General features: G+C 35.7%; 20 protein-coding genes. 14 read left to right on the top strand and 6 right to left on the bottom strand.

Translation table 11 applies throughout. From position 1 onward, the window contains the following. Positions 1-147: 147 nt before the first annotated feature. Positions 148-576, bottom strand: a complete 429-nt coding sequence (locus tag ASO14_RS12990) for a MarR family winged helix-turn-helix transcriptional regulator (RefSeq protein WP_068457568.1) — start codon at positions 574-576, stop codon at positions 148-150. Positions 577-607: 31 nt separating this feature from the next. Continuing rightward, positions 608-1,012 carry a transcriptional regulator Spx gene (spx, locus tag ASO14_RS12985; protein WP_068456177.1) on the bottom strand — a complete coding sequence of 135 codons (405 nt, stop codon included), beginning with the start codon at positions 1,010-1,012 and terminating at the stop codon, positions 608-610. 369 nt (positions 1,013-1,381) lie between these two features. Here spx and amaP point away from each other — a divergent pair, with 369 nt between their 5' ends. Genes amaP through ASO14_RS12970 form a run of 3 tightly spaced genes read left to right on the top strand, consistent with a single transcriptional unit; the run spans position 1,382 to position 2,648 of the window. Further along, entirely contained in the window at positions 1,382-1,933 is a 552-nt protein-coding gene (gene amaP / locus ASO14_RS12980; protein ID WP_068456175.1) for an alkaline shock response membrane anchor protein AmaP, read from the top strand. Positions 1,934-1,944: 11 nt separating this feature from the next. Then, positions 1,945-2,157 (top strand): DUF2273 domain-containing protein, encoded by a 213-nt coding sequence (locus tag ASO14_RS12975; protein ID WP_068456172.1) that lies wholly within the window; start codon positions 1,945-1,947, stop codon positions 2,155-2,157. 17 nt (positions 2,158-2,174) lie between these two features. After that, complete coding sequence (locus ASO14_RS12970; protein WP_068456169.1) at positions 2,175-2,648, top strand: Asp23/Gls24 family envelope stress response protein; 474 nt, start codon at positions 2,175-2,177, stop codon at positions 2,646-2,648. A gap of 43 nt (positions 2,649-2,691) precedes the next feature. Here ASO14_RS12970 and ASO14_RS12965 read toward each other — a convergent pair whose 3' ends face one another. Next, a complete protein-coding gene (locus ASO14_RS12965; protein WP_068456164.1) occupies positions 2,692-4,248 on the bottom strand; it encodes an ABC-F family ATP-binding cassette domain-containing protein in 1,557 nt (518 codons plus the stop codon). Positions 4,249-4,308: 60 nt separating this feature from the next. Next, positions 4,309-4,494: an SE1832 family protein gene (locus tag ASO14_RS12960; protein ID WP_068456161.1), complete on the bottom strand. Its 186-nt coding sequence runs from the start codon at positions 4,492-4,494 to the stop codon at positions 4,309-4,311. A gap of 214 nt (positions 4,495-4,708) precedes the next feature. Between ASO14_RS12960 and ASO14_RS12955 the strand changes: the two genes are divergently transcribed. The 11 genes from ASO14_RS12955 (at position 4,709) to ASO14_RS12915 (ending at position 15,108) form a co-directional block, all read left to right on the top strand. Beyond that, positions 4,709-5,266 (top strand): NADPH-dependent FMN reductase, encoded by a 558-nt coding sequence (locus tag ASO14_RS12955; RefSeq protein WP_068456156.1) that lies wholly within the window; start codon positions 4,709-4,711, stop codon positions 5,264-5,266. Positions 5,267-5,580: 314 nt separating this feature from the next. After that, positions 5,581-6,588, top strand: a complete 1,008-nt coding sequence (locus ASO14_RS12950) for a hypothetical protein (RefSeq protein ID WP_068456153.1) — start codon at positions 5,581-5,583, stop codon at positions 6,586-6,588. A gap of 1 nt (position 6,589) precedes the next feature. Beyond that, entirely contained in the window at positions 6,590-6,748 is a 159-nt protein-coding gene (locus tag ASO14_RS15065) for a hypothetical protein (RefSeq protein ID WP_156422377.1), read from the top strand. A 137-nt stretch (positions 6,749-6,885) separates the two neighbouring features. Next, positions 6,886-7,353 carry a hypothetical protein gene (locus tag ASO14_RS12945; protein WP_068456150.1) on the top strand — a complete coding sequence of 156 codons (468 nt, stop codon included), beginning with the start codon at positions 6,886-6,888 and terminating at the stop codon, positions 7,351-7,353. 122 nt (positions 7,354-7,475) lie between these two features. After that, a complete protein-coding gene (locus ASO14_RS15140) occupies positions 7,476-7,613 on the top strand; it encodes an RAxF-45 family protein (RefSeq protein ID WP_197409923.1) in 138 nt (45 codons plus the stop codon). 93 nt (positions 7,614-7,706) lie between these two features. Continuing rightward, complete coding sequence (gene abc-f, locus ASO14_RS12940; protein ID WP_068456147.1) at positions 7,707-9,329, top strand: ribosomal protection-like ABC-F family protein; 1,623 nt, start codon at positions 7,707-7,709, stop codon at positions 9,327-9,329. A gap of 61 nt (positions 9,330-9,390) precedes the next feature. Beyond that, complete coding sequence (locus tag ASO14_RS12935; RefSeq protein ID WP_068456144.1) at positions 9,391-11,574, top strand: DNA topoisomerase III; 2,184 nt, start codon at positions 9,391-9,393, stop codon at positions 11,572-11,574. A 421-nt stretch (positions 11,575-11,995) separates the two neighbouring features. Next, positions 11,996-12,463: a hypothetical protein gene (locus ASO14_RS12930; RefSeq protein ID WP_068456141.1), complete on the top strand. Its 468-nt coding sequence runs from the start codon at positions 11,996-11,998 to the stop codon at positions 12,461-12,463. A 12-nt stretch (positions 12,464-12,475) separates the two neighbouring features. Then, the gene (gene ybaK, locus ASO14_RS12925; RefSeq protein ID WP_068456139.1) at positions 12,476-12,958 is read left to right on the top strand and encodes a Cys-tRNA(Pro) deacylase; all 483 of its coding nucleotides are present in this window, start codon (positions 12,476-12,478) and stop codon (positions 12,956-12,958) included. A 135-nt stretch (positions 12,959-13,093) separates the two neighbouring features. Continuing rightward, positions 13,094-13,747: a YczE/YyaS/YitT family protein gene (locus ASO14_RS12920; protein WP_068456136.1), complete on the top strand. Its 654-nt coding sequence runs from the start codon at positions 13,094-13,096 to the stop codon at positions 13,745-13,747. Between the two features lie 161 nt (positions 13,748-13,908). Beyond that, positions 13,909-15,108, top strand: coding sequence for a glycine C-acetyltransferase (locus ASO14_RS12915; protein WP_197409961.1), 1,200 nt, complete (start codon positions 13,909-13,911; stop codon positions 15,106-15,108). Between the two features lie 256 nt (positions 15,109-15,364). On the opposite strand, the gene ASO14_RS12905 is transcribed toward ASO14_RS12915, so the two are convergent. Continuing rightward, positions 15,365-16,033 carry a methionine ABC transporter permease gene (locus ASO14_RS12905; protein WP_197409922.1) on the bottom strand — a complete coding sequence of 223 codons (669 nt, stop codon included), beginning with the start codon at positions 16,031-16,033 and terminating at the stop codon, positions 15,365-15,367. Continuing rightward, positions 16,020-17,045, bottom strand: a complete 1,026-nt coding sequence (locus ASO14_RS12900) for a methionine ABC transporter ATP-binding protein (RefSeq protein ID WP_068456123.1) — start codon at positions 17,043-17,045, stop codon at positions 16,020-16,022. Before ASO14_RS12900 ends, ASO14_RS12905 begins: the two co-directional genes overlap by 14 nt. Positions 17,046-17,047 lie beyond the last annotated feature (2 nt).

Here is a 17,047-nt window from a genome sequence, read left to right as displayed (position 1 = left end):
TGTGAGTTCATATAGATTGGAATCGTATATAAACAGATATACGATTCCTCTACATATAAAAAAAAAGCCATCTTAAACATGTAAAAACCCACATCTGAAAATGTGGAAGGCATGTAAAAGATGGCTTTTGAACATGACTGTGTTCAATTAACCAAGTAAGAGTTTAGAGAATATTTTGCGAAGTGTATCCACTTCATCTTCTGTAAGCATACCGAACATACGCTGAACCATTAACTCAATATGCGCATAGGCATTATCGAGCAACTCGATTCCTTCATCAGTAATTTCAATCTGATAAGCGCGTCGGTCGGCTGCATTCTTTGTTTTTTTGATATAACCTGCGTTGATGAGCTTCGTAGTTAGAACGGTTACACCGCCAGTCGTGACATGTAGCTTTTCAGCTAAATCAGATGGGCGAACAGGGCCATTCGATTCTAAAAGATCGAGTAATAAAATATGGGTTTTTGAAAGGCCCATATTATTATGGCTATTCCATTCGTTTGCCCATTTTCTTTCAAGAGCTGCAGCAATCTCGAAAAGAGACGAGATGCTGTGCTCTTTTTCTTTATTATTCATCATAGGGTAACTCATCTCCAACGTGATTCATTTAGAAATCATTTGATAAGCGTTGCATTTCAAATAATTCATATGCACGTACTTTACGCGGAATAAAACGACGAATATCCATCTCGTTATATCCAACTTGTAGGCGCTTGTCGTCAATTAAAATCGGGCTACGCAACATTTTTGGGTGGTCTTTAATAATACTATAAAGTTCTTGAATTGATAACTGATTAATATCGCAATTTAAGTTTTTATAGTCTTTTGAATTCGTTGAAATAATTTCATCTGTACCGTCTTCAGTCATACTTAGAACTTGTTTGAACTCAGCAAGTGTTAACGGATCGGATGTAATACGTTTTTCTACATATGGAATTTCGTTCTCCTCTAACCATTGTAGAGCCTTCTTAGATGATGTACAGCTAGTTTGTGTATAAATTGTAACAGTCATGTTCATTACCTCTTTCTCTCTTGTTAATATATTTATATCTTACCAATAAGATATTTATAAGTCAATTACATTTTCGTGACAAAAAGATGAAAAAACGAGCATTAAATAGAAATATTACACGATTGTAAGGTTTATTTACGAAACCATTAACTGTATTAATGCGTAATGCAATCTGTTTCATTTCTATTACAATGTATGACGAGAATGTAACGGGAAAGTTCGTTAATCAAGCAAGAAAAATATAAATTCGAACTATTTGTAAAACAATTTAAGTGTTTGTATGGAGAATAAGCTGGGTAAATAATTTAAGTAAGTCAATTTTTAAAGAATAAGTTTTAAATACCTTGGTTATAGGCTGGAGGTTAAAAAATGAATATGGGCTTGAGATGGATTTTTGGTATCTATGCTTTATTAACATTTTTACTATCACTTGGCATCATTCTTATGCTGACAGAAGTATATGATTCAGTAGCATATGTACTTGAATTCCCAAAGAATGACTCTTTCTTCATTGTAGTCATTTCACTTGTATCATTTCTTGCATTAGTGTCGCTTATTTTATTCTTTAGTAGTTTTAAGTCGTCACCTAGTACACGAAAAGATTTAAATATTGATACAAGTTTAGGTGAAATCAGTATCTCTAAAAAGTCAATTGAATCCATGGCGTATAATATTGCGAAAAAATTTGATGGCATTCGCTCACTTGAAGTTGAGGCTGATATTTTTTCAAAAGCTGAAAAAATTAAACTTATTGTTACATTTTCAGTTTTTAAAAATAGTGCCGTACAACAAACAGCGAAAGAGATGCAGCAGAGGTTGAAAGATGATTTAGAGAGAATGTTAGAAGTACAAGTAAGTGAAGTGCAGATTTATGTAATTGATTTAGAAGGCAAAACAAACAAAAAACAACGCGTCGTATAAGGAGGAGCGTCATGAATAATAAAGAAGTATTCATACGCTATCGTGGGCGTATAGTAGGCTTAATTGCAGCAATCATTTTTAGTGTGTTATTTTTAACAGTTGGTTTTGGATATGCAGTCATGGTTTTAGTATTTCTACTTATTGGGTATCTCATTGGTAAGTGGGCAGACCATGACTTGGATATTGCATCTTACATTGATGCACTATTTAATAGAAGATCATAAAAAATGGGAGTGATTTCATGTCAAATCAAAATGTACGTTCAACAGAAAAAACACCAGAGGAAGTAGAATTAGAAAAAAAAGAACAGGAAGAACAACATAAAAGTCATCTAACATATGATGATGAAGTAATTAAAAAAATTGCAGCACTTGCAACAACGGATGTAAAAGGGATTCTAGGAATGAGTGGTAACCTATTCCAAGGTCTACAAAAAACATTAACAGGCAATGAAAATTTAACAGCAGGTATTCAAGCCGATATTGGTGAGAAACAAGTTGCAATTGATGTTTCAGTCTATGTTGAATATGGATTGAGCGTACCAGAAATTTATCGCACTGCTTATCAAAATGTAAAAGCGAATATTTCGCAAATGACAGGACTTGATGTAGTAGAATTCAACATGCATGTAGACGATGTTTACACACGTGAGGAATTTGTTGAGTCTAACAAATCAAAAGCTAAAACAAGTTCATCAAATAGTCGTGTAGAGTAAATCGAAAAAAGAATCACGCCAACCGGCGTGATTCTTTTTTGTATTATTGTTGCCCTTTAGAGAACCATTCTGCAACGTCCCAAACTTTTGTTACAAGACCTTCGTAGAATTCAGGTTCGTGACTGACAAGAACGATTGTGCCTTTATATTCTTTCATTGCACGTTTTAACTCTTCTTTTGCATCCACATCTAAGTGGTTAGTCGGCTCATCGAATAGCATCCAGTTCGATTCATCCATCATTAGGCGACATAGACGTACTTTTGCTTGTTCGCCACCTGATAAATGAGCCATTGGACGTGAAATATGTTCATTCTTTAAGCCGGTTTTCGCTAGTAATGCACGAACAGTTGCTTGTTCTAATGAAGGGAACGCATTCCAAATGACATCGATTGGTGTTTCATTACCGCCTTTTACTTCTTGTTCGAAGTAAGAAGGGAATAGGAAGTCACCACGTTGTACATCGCCGCCAAGTGCAGGGATTTTACCAAGCATAGTTTTTAGAAGTGTTGATTTACCAACACCGTTCATTCCAACTAAAGCAATCTTTTCACCACGTTCAATTTCGAAAGTAAGCGGTGGTAGAAGTGGTTTGTCATAACCAATTAATAAATCTTTTGCTTCTACTACATAGCGACTTGAACTACGTGATTCTTTAAAGCTGAATTGTGGTTTCGCCGCTGTTTCAGGACGGTCAATTCGCTCCATACGATCCAATTGTTTTTGACGTGATTTCGCACGACCTGTTGTCGAGAAACGCGCCTTATTTTTTTGGATGAATGTCTCTTGTTTTTTAATGAACTCTTGTTGCTTTTCATACGCATCAATATGTTGGCGCTTATTAATTTCAGCTAACTCTAAAAACTTCTCATATGTTGCTGTATAGCGAGATAGTTTTGAGAATTCTAAGTGGAAGATAACGCCGACTACATCATTCATAAACTCTACATCATGTGAGATAAGAAGGAATGCGTGTGGGTAGTCTTTTAAATAGTTTTTCAACCATGTGATATGTTCTTCATCTAAATAGTTTGTCGGCTCATCTAGTAATAATACTTTTGGCTTTTCAAGTAATAGTTTTGCGAGTAAAAGCTTTGTACGTTGACCACCTGAAAGAGCGGTTACGTCACGATCTAAACCAATTGCATCTAGTCCAAGACCACGCGCTACTTCATCGATTTTCATATCGAGTGTGTAGAAATCACCTGCATCAAGTGCATCTTGAATTTCAGCCATTTCCTCAAGTAATTCTTCTAATTCTTCAGGTGACGCTTCCGCCATTTTCCCTGTAATTTCATTTAATTGTTCTTCTTTTTTATAAAGTGGAAGGAACGCATCACTTAATGTTTCACGCATTGAACGACCAGGTGTCAATACAGCGTGTTGATCTAAATAACCGTAATGTGTGTTTGGTAACCACTCTACGCGACCTTCATCATGGATGAGTTGACCTGTTAGAATGCTCATCATTGTTGATTTACCAACACCATTTGCACCTACAAGACCTACGTGTTCTCCCTCTACAATACGAAACGACACATCTTTGAAAAGGATACGGTCTCCGAAAGAATGACCGAGCTTTTCGACTGTTAAAATTGCCATAAAAATAGTTTCCTCCTGCTTAAAAATAAAAGGTTCTCAAAATAACCTTTTGCCAGATGATTAAAATTTCGCTAATTCTGCGTTCAATTGGGCAAGTTGTGTTTCCATATCTTTTAGACGCTGTTCAGCCTGTTCAATCTTTTGTGGATAGCCAGTTGCCTCTAACTTTTCGATATCACCTTGTTGACGGATATAGTCGCTTTTTAGCTCAAGGATTTGATACTCAATTTCTGCTTTTGTCGCCATTATATATACGCTCCTTTATTGAAAAATGCATTAGCATTTCATTTTAATACTCATAGAGAATATTGTAACATAGGAAGTCACTCCTAGAAAGAAAGCAAATTCCGCTTTCCGTCGAAAGACTGATTTGTCTAAAAATGAAGTAGAGTTGCTATTGAAAGGGTATGGTGTTTGTTACAATGAGTTTGTAGAAGTAGATAAATGGAGGTCACGTGAGATGAAGATTTTATTAGTAGATGGAACAGTTTTAGGTCGAAAAACAGGTGCGATTTTAGAAGAAATTCAAGGATACATTGAGCAGTTCGATGGTACGCTTGATTTAGAGCTTGTACGTTTTTCAGATTATGAACATCAAATTGTAGATGGTCGTCCATTCGATCAATATAATACAGGCATGCAAGAGTTAGTTCGTAAATTAGAATCTGCAGATGGCTATATTTTTGCAACACCTATTTTCCAAGGTTCGATTCCAGGCGTCTTAAAAAATGCGCTCGACTTTTTAAATCCGAAAGCATTACGTTATAAACCCGTATCAATTGTTGCAAACGGTGGAACACATCAACATCATTTAGTAGTAGAAAATCAATTCAAACCAATTTTAGATTATTTCCGTGCATTAGTGACACCAAACTATGTGTATACACATACAAGCCACTTTGACGACCAAAATAACATTATCGACGAAAATGTGCATGAACGCTTACAAGAATTAGCACGCGTCTTCGTAAAATATTGCGAGTTAAGCGCAAACTTACCGAAACAACCATTAGATTAAACACAAAAAAGCAAACGACTTTGGAGTTTATTTAAAAATCCAATATCGTTTGCTTTTATTTATTTTGGTATATGAATTTCAGAAATTAATCTGACCAACTAATCCAGTGGGCATGTTTTTGTAATAAAGGATAGATGGTCTGTTTACCAGCTTTAAAAATAACATTCTCGTTTTCATCTTCTATGATGGAGAGGAGTGGTGCGTCATTTAAATAACATTTTGTTTTCAATTATAACAATGGAAATGTTATAATTGAAAACAAATGTTATAAAAAACTATTAAATATTATTAAATCAATTTTTGGAGTTGATTATATGAATGATTTATTTAATTATATTGAGGTTGTAACTGGAAAAAAGCCAGAGATTTTACCTGAAGAACCTTTAAAAATTCCTAGACACCTATCCATGAGTTATAGATGGAAATTTGTGAAGATATTAAATTTTGAATGTATTTTATTAGAAGTGAATCTTGATAAGTTAGTAATCAATAATTTACTTAAACATTTAAATATATTTGAGTTAAAGACAGACAAAAAGATAGTCCTTCTTTTTAATTACTTAACACCTGAGCAAAGGGCTAGACTGATCTCTAATCAAATACCTTTTATTGTTACACAAATGCAAATGTACTTACCGTTTATATTATTAGATTTTAGAAAAGAAGTTACGGCAGAATCAGGGAAAAAGATAACTAAGTTTACACCATCAAACCAACTTATTTTTTTATATATTTTTTATTTAGATAAGGAGATATTTTATGCTAAGGAAATCGAGAATCGATGTAAAGTATCTGCTATGACTGTAAATCGCACTTTAAGAATCCTGACTAAATTGAAAATAATTCAAATGATTGGAACCACACACAGTGCTAAATATAAAGTTATTAAATCAAGAAGAGAAATGTTTGAAACTGTTTCAAAATTATTAATTAATCCTATTAGAAAAATTATTTACATTGACAAAAAATTAAATTCCTCTCATGAACTAGCAACTGGTGAATTTGCTTTATCAAAATTAGGGATGCTATCTTATAATAAAATACCTCAGTACGCTATAGATACCACTAAGTATAAAGAAATTAAAAAGAACAATAATCATTTTACTGACCAATATGATATAGATTCGTTTAACACAATGGAACTTCAGGTTTGGATATATAACCCTAAGTTAGTACTAGATAATATGCAAAATGTAGATTTTTGTAACATTAATACATTTACAGTAGATAGCCTCTCTTTATATATGTCGTTAACTGACATTGAGGATGAAAGACTTCAGATAGAATTGGAAATATTATTAAACAGAGTATTGGAGGAATAATATGTCACAAGATATTCAAATTTTTAAAGAACATTTTAAAGGATATGATTTAAATTATCGGTTAATAGGTGGGCAGGCTTGTAATATTTTATTAGATAATTTAGGGATTGAATTTAGAACTACAAAAGATTTCGATATAATTCTTCTCGTGGATAATTAAATGAAGAATTAAACGAAGAATTCATAAAAGTTTTTTGGGACTTTATCAAAAAAGGAAGATATGAAGGAATTGAACAAGGCGAAGTTTTCAGTAATTTTTACCGTTTTATAAAACCTCGTACAGAAAACTATCCAGCTATGATTGAATTATTTTCAAAATCACAATTACCAGAAGTTGAAGATTACCGCATAACGCCCATATATATAAGTGATGATGTTTCTAGCTTATCTGCTATTGTGTTAGATAATGAATATTATCAGCTTTTAAATGAAGGTGCACAAGTTGTTGATGGTATTTCAATTATTTCAGCACCTTACTTAATACTATTCAAAGCTAAAGCCTGGTTAGATTTAAAAAAGCGTAAAGAAGAAGGACATCAAGTAAATAGTAAAAGTATTGAAAAGCATCGGAAAGACGTTATCAGATTATGGACTACTCTTGAAACAGAGCAAGAAGTTACTATTAATGAAGTAATTAAAGGACACATTAATGAATTTTTAATAAAAATAGAACAAGAAGATAAAGATATCTCAAGTCTTGTTCCTGATATTTCATTATCTGAAATTATTGCTGATTTAAAACTATTATTTAAAATAAATGAATAAATTACGTCCCATATAATGAAATCTTTTTAGAAATATATCGAGGATGAGTATAAATATTTTTTGCGAAAAAACTGATAATTTGCTATAATAGTTATTAACCAATTTGAACGGAGGTGAAGGAAATGAAAAAATCAGTAACGGCGACAGGTGTACAACTTGATACAGCGATGTATTTAACACGTGTCATTACTTTCGATTTACAAGCTAACGGGACAGGTCTGTCTATTTTTAAGTCAATCGAAAATATGAACCGTAGCTGATTAACCATTCCTTCACAGAAGAATTTGTAGGGGACTGCTCGTTAATGAGTAGTCCTTTTTGTTTTCTCAGCTACTTAAATGGAGGAAACAACAATGTATATTAAAGCAGAAAAAATCACAAAAAATTTTGGTGGGCATCCACTATTTCAAGAGTTAACAGTCGATATTCACGCAGGCGAACATGTCGCAATTGTTGGAAATAATGGTTGTGGTAAGACGACATTACTAAAAATTATGGCGGAAGAAGGAGCAGTAGATACGGGAAGAATCATTAAGGCAAAGGGGAGCCGCGTTGGTTTTCTTCATCAGATTCCGAATTATCCTGATATGACTGTATATGATGTGATGTATGAAGCATTCGACAAGCTGAATCACATTCAAAAGAACATGAAGCAGCTGGAACAACAGATGGCGACAAGTGATGATTTGGAGTCACTGTTAAAAAAATACGGCACGCTACAAGAACAATTTGAAGCGAATGATGGCTATATTTTAGATTCGAAAATTTCGTACGTATCAACAGGTCTAGGTATTACCCATCTTGTAGAAGAAAATTTTGAACAACTGAGTGGTGGCGAAAAAACGAAGGTCACACTGTGCAAAATTCTCTTACAAGAGCCTGATATTTTACTACTAGATGAACCAACGAACCACCTCGATTTACACGCAATTGAGTGGCTCGAAAAATATTTACAGCAGTTTAAAGGAACGGTCATTGTTGTATCACATGATCGTCAGTTTATGAATCATGTCGTAACGAAAGTTATTGAAATTGAGGACGGACAAGCTTGGGTATCGCATGGAAATTACGATGCTTTCTTACAAGCAAAAGAAGATAAATATGCACGCGAGTTCTCACAATATCAAGAACAACAAAAGAAAATTAAAAAGATTCGAGATGCGATTCGTCGATTACGTCAATGGGCGAATGAGGCAAGTCCACCGAACCCTGATTTATACCGAAAAGCAAAAGTCATGGAGCGTATGTTAGAGCGCATGGAGAAAGTGAAAAAACCACGTGTTCAAAAGAAAATGAAGTTACAACTAACAGCTTCAGAGCGCAGCGGAAAAGAAGTCGCACAATTTTATGATGTGGCAAAGAGTTATGACCGTTTATTATTTAAAGAAGTAACATTTGATGTGTATTGGCAAGATACGCTTGCGATTATTGGCGAAAATGGAGCGGGTAAGTCAACATTATTGAAGATGTTATTAGGTGAGGAACAGCCAGACGAAGGCATTGTGGAGTTAGGGAGTTCTGTGAAAATCGGTTATTTAGCACAACATTTAATTGAAGCAGACCCAGAAGCCCGTTTAATTGATGTCTTTCGTTCAGAGTTGATGATGACAGAGCCTGAAGCACGCCATATTCTAGCACAGTTCTTATTTTACGGTGCAGATGTCTTTAAAAAATTTAAAAATATGAGTGGTGGCGAGCGTATGCGATTAAAACTCGCACAGCTCATGCAGCAAGAAATTAATCTGCTTATTTTAGATGAACCGACGAATCATTTAGACATAGAATCACGTGAAGTGTTAGAAGAAAACTTAGAACAGTTTGAAGGAACGATTATTGCGATTAGCCATGACCGTTATTTCTTACAAAAGTTATTTGACCGTATTGTATGGATTGAAAAACAGCGCGCGATTGTTCATGAGGGAGATTATGCTTTTGCAAAAGAGAAGCAGGCGATGATGATGGAGTTGTCACAATAGCGTATTTGTATGTCTGTTCATCTATCCCTTATAATAGAAGGAGATTGAGAGGAGCGGAATTATGTCAAAATCATTAGTTATTGCTGAAAAACCATCCGTTGCACGCGATATTGCGCGCGTTCTAAAATGTACGAAAAAAGGTAACGGATCTTTGGAAGGCGACAAATATATCGTGACGTGGGCGTTAGGTCATTTAGTCACACATGCAGATCCAGAACAATATGATGTGAAATATAAAGAATGGAAGATGGAAGATTTACCGATTATTCCAGAACCATTCAAGTTAGTACCAATTCGTCAAACGACGAAACAATTCAATGCGGTCAAAACATTATTGAATCGTCAAGATGTGAATGAAGTCATTATCGCGACAGATGCTGGGCGTGAGGGAGAACTTGTAGCACGTTGGATTTTAGCGAAAGCGAAGTCTCGTAAACCAATCAAACGTTTATGGATTTCTTCTGTAACAGACCAAGCGATTCGTGAAGGATTCAATAATTTAAAAGACGGTCGTAAATATGATCATTTATATGAAGCAGCAGTTGCACGTGCAGAAGCGGATTGGGTTGTCGGGATCAATGCGACGCGTGCATTAACAGTTAAATATAATGCGCAGTTATCGACAGGTCGTGTACAAACACCGACGCTTGCGATGATTGCGAATCGTGAACAACAAATTAAAAACTTCAAACCGAAGACGTATTATGGTTTGCAAGCTTTAACGAATACAGTGACCTTCACATGGCATGAAAAAGGAACGAATCAAACACAATCGTTCCAAAAAGAGAAGATGGAACAGTTATTAAAATCACTCGATTCGGTGAAAACAGGTGAAGTTATAGACGTGAAAACAACACCGAAACGTACGCCAGCACCACATCTATTCGATTTAACAGAACTACAAAAAGAGGCGCATAAACGCTATGGTTGGTCAGCGAAAGAAACACTTTCTACGCTGCAAAATCTATATGAACGCCATAAAATTGTGACGTACCCACGTACGGATTCAAAACATTTAACATCGGATATGAAGAGTACATTCACAGACCGTATTAAAGCATCGGCTGTTGGTGATTATCGTGTAGCTGCTAATAAAATTTTAAGTAAGGGAACACCGCAAGCTCAAAAAGGTGTTGTCAATGATGCGCTTGTATCGGATCACCATGCGATTATCCCAACAGAAGAAGTCGTAAATTTACGTGCATTATCGGATAAAGAATATAAATTGTATGATTTAATCGTTAAACGATTTTTAGCTGTATTTTACGGTGCATATGAGTATGACCAAACGGTTGTCACATTAAAAGTAGGGAATGAAACATTCACTGCAAAGGGAAATACAGTACGCGATGAAGGTTGGAAAGCTGTTTATTTACAAGAAGACGAGCAGTCGAATGAGCGTACACTGCCTGTATTTAAAAAAGGTGAACAAGTCAGTCTACGTGGCATTGCCTTAACAGAAGGTCAAACAAAACCACCAGCTCGTTTTAATGAAGGAACATTACTTGCAGCAATGGAAAATCCATCGCAATTTATGGGTGACGAGTCGAAAGAATTAGTTAAAACATTAAAAGAAACAGGCGGTATCGGTACAGTTGCGACACGCGCAGATATTATTGAAAAGCTATTCAAGTCATTTGTAATTGAGAAAAAAGGTAATGATTTATATACAACGTCAAAAGGTCGCCAATTATTAGATTTAGCACCAGCCGATTTAAAGTCACCAGCTCTAACAGCTGAATGGGAGACACAATTGACAAAGATTGCAAAAGGACAGGCGAAAAAAGCTGACTTCATGCATCAAATGATTGATTTTACACAAAAATCAATTTCAGATATTAAGAAAAGTGACCAGAAATTCAAACATGATAATATTTCTGGGAAAGTATGTAGCGAATGTGGCAAGCCAATGCTTGAAGTAAATGGTAAACGCGGCAAAATGCTCGTATGTTCAGATCGTACATGCGGCAACAAGAAAAAAGTATCTACAATTACAAATGCGCGCTGTCCAGTATGCCATAAAAAATTAGAATTACGTGGCGAAGGAGAAGGACGTATTTTCGCATGTAAATGTGGGCATCGTGAAAAACTCTCGGCTTTTGAAAAGCGTAAAAAACAATCAGGTAATCAAAAAGTTTCAAAACGTGACGTTCAAAAATATATGAAAACACAACAAAAAGAAGAACCTGAAAACACAGCGATGGCAGACGCTCTTGCGAAGTTATTTGGGAATAAAGAAGAATAAAGTGAAATGATAGGATATGAACCAATAGACTAGAACAAGTGTGATTTTGTTCTAGTCTATTCTTTTTGTCTTACTTTTATCATCTTTTTTTGAAAGACACCCATATCGAAAGACCTTTATAAGAAATATACTCTTTTACATCTTTTGATTCTTTCGTATGAATATTCTGATTATAAGAGCTATTTTCTAAATATAGGTAGATATTTACCGAAATAAAGGGTAAATAGTTCGAGGGAAAGTGTGTCAAAAAAGTAATATTTCGAACAGTGATTCTAGTTAATTCAGCGTTTATATGATAGGTTTTTTAGTCACAAAGAAGTGCTGAAATCCGAATTTTAAGATGTGTATTTAGTTGGTTTTGACTGAATTGGATACATGATACACTAAATATAACAATATCATGTGGAGAGGAGGAAGGAATATGAGATTAGCATCCTTATTAAATAATCGTTTTACAGAGTTTGAAGCACGCAAAAAATTAGTGACATTGAAAAATGTAGATGATGCGTATAAAAAACAAGCTAAATATTTCACACCAACGACAAACCCGAGTTTGGAAGAGTTGGTGAATTTATTGACAGGTAAAAAGGAAAAAGAGGATCATTCGAATTTACAGGAATCTTTACAGCATCTTCAACAACGTGCGACAATAGAAGAAAATCAAGGTACGACACAATCACCAACAGAGATGATGTTGCAAGATGATGTTACGGTTCACCTTCTTCCTGAAACAGGATTACCAAAACCGTTACCTGTCCAGTTAAAAGATGCAAGACAGATGACGAAAGAGCGTTTAACCGAAAAAGCACTTGCGACGTATCAGTTCCAAATGTCGATGGCACGCGGTGGCTTCAAAGTATTGGAACCGATGATTTATTGTACCGCATAAGGAAGTGGCGAAATGGCGAAGAAAGTTCAAAAGACGAATGCAGTTCGTTTGTTGGATCAACAAAAAATTCCGTACACATTAAAAGAGTATGATGTACATGAAGAACATTTAGATGGTGTTACAGCAGCACAAGAAATTGGCGAGCCTGTTGAGAAAGTCTTTAAAACGTTAGTTGCGACAACAGCGAAAAAGCAGCTCTATGTGTTTGTGATTCCTGTAGCAGAAGAGCTTGATTTAAAGGCAGCAGCGAAATTCGTAGGCGAGAAGAAAATCGACCTTTTACCTGTCAAAGAACTACTAGCACATACAGGATATATTCGTGGTGGTTGTTCACCGATCGGCATGAAAAAGCTATATCCAACAGTGATTGATGAAGCCGCAACAGTACAATCGGAAATTTTCGTAAGTGCAGGAAAACGCGGTATGCAAATTTGCATTCAACCACAATTATTAGCACAAGTCGTACAAGCAAAGTTTGGCACAATCACTTGTTAATAACTTAAATTGTTTGTTACAATGAATTTTGTCTGAACTCGGAAATATGCAATCATTTTAAATTCAAGCATATGGAAAAAAGAACCTGAACAGACGGGTTCTTTTTTTGCGTTGTGCTGATAGACGGAGGCAACAATGAAAAATCATTACACATTACGCTGGATGTTTTTTATCGGTGGACTTGCGATTTTAGCTTGTGGTGTCGCGCTAACGATTAAAGGACAGAGTTATGGTGTCGGTTCATGGGATGTTTTACATGTCGGATTATATCAAAGTCTCGGCTTAACAATTGGTACATGGTCAATTCTTTTAGGTTTACTCATTATTATTCTAAGCGCAATCGTATTAAAAGAGTTACCGAAGATTGGTACGATTATGAATATGGCATTAACAGGATTATTCATCGATTTTTTCAATGCGATTATTCCAGATGTACATACAGCAGTTGGTCAATTGATCTGCTTCGTATCGGGTGTCATTATTTTAGGGATTGGAGATGCGATTTATATTACTGCGAACTTAGGCGCTGGTCCTCGTGATAGCCTCATGCTCATTGCGGTAGAACGCCTGAAATTAAGTATTACTGTCGCAAGAACAGCGATGGAATTCTTAGTGGCAGTGACAGGTTATTTAATCGGCGGTCCAATTGGTCTTGGAACAGTCATCATGGTATTTGTACTCGGTCCTGTTATTCAAATTTCTTTCAAATATACAGAGCGCTTGTATCAATATCTTACAAAAGAAAAAGTAGTAGTCGTTGTAGAAGAAGAAGTGAAGCAGAATGTGTAAATCACATTCTGTTTTTTTATTGCATACAAACAAATGTGTTTTTGAGTTGTACAGTATGTTTGAAATACTTCTAAATCCTTTTAAATCAACGGTTTGCGTTCTTTTCCAATGCACAATATGAAACGACTTATGGTACAATGACAGTAACATCAATAGAGGGGATGATTCAATTGTCTAAAGTTTTAAATGCATTTGTAGATGAGAATTTACAACAACTTCGTACACAAGGTTTATATAATGAAATCGACTCAGTAGAAGGTCCTAATGGTCCAATCATTACAATCAGAGGACAACAACTGATTAATTTATCATCAAATAACTATTTAGGTTTAGCAACGAACGATACATTAAAAGAAGTAGCCAAAAAAGCAATCGACAAATACGGTGTTGGCGCAGGGGCTGTGCGTACAATTAACGGTACACTGGATTTGCATGTGAAGTTAGAAGAGAAATTAGCTGAGTTCAAAGGGACGGAAGCTGCTATTTCATATCAATCTGGCTTTAACTGTAATATGGCGGCGATTTCAGCTGTTATGGATAAAAATGATGCGATTCTTTCAGATCAACTGAATCATGCATCAATTATCGACGGTTGTCGCTTATCGAAAGCAAAAATTATCGCTTACAACCATTCAGATATGAATGATTTACGTGAAAAAGCAAAAGCCGCAAAAGAATCAGGCTTATATAATAAAATTATGGTCATTACAGACGGCGTATTTTCAATGGATGGTGATATTGCAAAATTACCTGAAATTGTGGAAATCGCAAAAGAATTTGATTTAATTACGTATGTAGATGACGCGCATGGTTCAGGCGTTACAGGTAAAGGGAAGGGAACGGTAAAACATTTTGGACTTCAAAATGAAATCGACTTCCAAATCGGTACATTATCAAAAGCAATCGGTGTTGTCGGTGGTTATGTAGCTGGTAAACAAAATGTCATTGACTGGTTAAAAGTGCGTTCACGTCCATTCTTATTCTCAACAGCGTTACCACCAGCAGATGTAGCAGCAATTACGGAAGCAGTACAAATGATTATGGATTCAACAGAATTACATGATCGCCTATGGGAAAACGGGGACTACTTAAAAGCAGGATTACAAAAGTTAGGCTTCAACATCGGTCATTCCGAAACACCAATTACACCATGTATTATTGGGGATGAAACATTAACACAACAATTCTCAAAACGCTTAATTGAAGAAGGCGTCTATGCAAAATCAATCGTCTTCCCAACCGTTCCTAAAGGTACAGGTCGCGTACGTAATATGCCAACTGCCGCACATACAAAAGAAATGTTAGATGATGCACTCGCAATCTACGAAAAAGTAGGAAAAGAGCTAGGCATTATTAAATAATAAATTGATTCATGAAGGCTTCGGATTTTTCGAAGCCTTTTTTGTTTGAGTGGGCGAGTGCCCCATTTTCGCCTTCGAATGTCCTGTTTGGACGGTTGAATGGCCCAAATCGAGCAGCGAGTGACCCAACACCTTCAGCGAATGTCCCAAATCGACACCCGAATGTCCCAAACTTCACTTTCTATCTTCGTCTCAAAACATACAAAAAGCCGAAATCAATTGATTTCGGCTTTGAACCCTTTGTAAAAATGAAGCGCTAATCTCTTTTTAAATGGGCTGACCATTTATTCCCGATAGTTTGTAATACTTGAACGAGTAAGATTAACAAGATAACGACAACATACATTAATGGTGTTTCATATTGTTGGAAACCATAGCGATAAGCGATGTCGCCTAAACCGCCGCCACCAACAAGACCAGCCATAGCTGTTGCGCCAATTAAGCTCACTGTCGCAAGTGTTAAACCTAAAATAATCGATGGACGTGCTTCACGTAGTAATACGTGCCAAATAATTTGTCCACGTTTCATACCCATAGCCTTATAAGCTTCAATGACACCATGATCCACCTCTAATAAAGCTGTTTCCATTAGACGTGCAATGTAAGGAGCTGTATAAAGAACAAGTGGTACGATAATTCCTTCTACACCAATCGTTGTACCAACAATGAATTTTGTAAATGGAATGATGAAGAATAATAAAATGATAAATGGAATTGAACGTACAATATTAATGATAATATTTAAAACTTGATAGAAAAAACGATTTGCCAGAAGTTGTCCAGGACGTGTTAACACAACTGCTACACCGAGTGGGATACCAATTAAGATAGCAATAATGAGTGAGATACTTGTCATTTGGAAGGTTTGAATCGCACCTTCCCATAAAATATCGCCCCATTGATCAATAAATTCACGCATAGACAAGACCTCCTAACTGTTCCACTTGAATTCCTGATTGCTCAAGGTATTGTAACGCCTGTTCTCGTGCTGCATCATCGCCTTCTAAATGCACTGTAATGTTACCGACAATGCCGTTTTTAAGTTCGATAATATTTGCAGCTAAAATGTTTGGTGTGACGGCAAAACGTTTACTAATCTCAGCAAGTGCAGGTTGCCCTGTGCTTGCTCCAACGAATGTAAGACGTGTTACATCACCTGTTACATGAAGGGAATCAATAAGTGAATCACTTAATTGACGTTGTGAAATTGTATTTAAAAATTTACGTGTTGTCACATGTTGTGGATTTGTGAACAATTCAATTGTCGAGCCTTGTTCCACAACTGAACCGTTCTCCATCACATAGACATGGTCGCAAATTTTTTGAATAACATTCATTTCATGTGTAATTAATAAAATCGTAATGCCAAGCTCACGATTGATTTTTAGGAGTAAATCTAAAATTGAATCCGTCGTTTCTGGGTCAAGTGCTGAAGTCGCTTCATCGCTTAATAAAATAGTCGGTTCAAGTGATAGGGCGCGTGCAATCGCGACACGTTGTTTCTGCCCGCCAGAAAGTTGAGCAGGATAGTTCGTTGCGCGGTCTTCTAAACCAACAATTTGTAGGTATTTTTGTACACGTGCATCTAATTCTTTTTTCGGTACACCCGCTAGCTTTAATGGAATCGCGATATTTTCATACACTGTGACTGTTTTTAATAAGTTAAAGTGTTGGAAAATCATACCGACTTTACTGCGTACTTTACGCAAACCAGATGCCGATAACTTCGTTAAATCTTTCCCATCGATTAGAACTTGTCCTTTTGATGGTTGTTCAAGTAGATTCACACAACGAATTAATGTACTTTTACCAGCACCACTATAGCCAATAACACCATGAATTTCTCCAGCAGGTACTGTAAGATTGACATCTCTTACAGCAGTTACGACTTTTTTATTTGAAACGAAATTTTTCTCAATATTTTTCAGCTCAATCATAG

Origin of the sequence: Kurthia sp. 11kri321, from assembly GCF_001534765.1 — a bacterium.
Classification (GTDB): domain Bacteria; phylum Bacillota; class Bacilli; order Bacillales_A; family Planococcaceae; genus Kurthia; species Kurthia gibsonii.
This window is presented reverse-complemented; position numbering and strand designations above follow the sequence as displayed.